1 protein-coding gene is annotated in these 514 nt (G+C 69.1%); it reads left to right on the forward strand.

The window, feature by feature from the left end; genetic code table 11:
• On the forward strand, positions 1–514 hold a 514-nt coding region (locus tag AC1DWF_RS38775; RefSeq protein WP_476843702.1), incomplete at both ends, for a helicase-related protein.

A 514-nucleotide genomic window follows, 5' to 3' on the forward strand; every position in this document is an offset into this window, starting at 1 on the left:
GTTCGGCGACGGCAAGTGCGACATCCTGCTCGCCACCAACATCGTCGAGAGCGGGCTCGACATGCCCGCTGTCAACACGCTGGTCATCCATCGGGCCGACATGTTCGGCCTGGGTCAGCTCTACCAGCTGCGCGGGCGCGTCGGGCGCGGCAAGCAGCGCGGCTATGCCTATCTGACCTGGCCGCCGCACCACCGCCTCTCGCCCACGGCCCAGAAGCGGCTGGAGGTGATGCAGACGCTGGACAATCTCGGCGCCGGATTCACGCTGGCGAGCCACGACCTCGACATCCGCGGCGCCGGCAATCTTCTCGGCGAGGAGCAGTCGGGCCAGATCCGCGAGGTCGGCATCGAGCTCTACCAGGAGATGCTGGAGGAGGCCGTCGCCGACCTGCGCGCCGGCTCGCGGAAGACGCGGGAGGTGGAGGGCAGCTTCACCCCGCAGATCAACCTCGGCCTGCCGGTGCTGATCCCGGAGGGCTATGTCCAGGAGCTGCCGGTGCGGCTCGGCCTCTAC

This window comes from Aminobacter sp. P4_D5 (genome assembly GCF_056401815.1).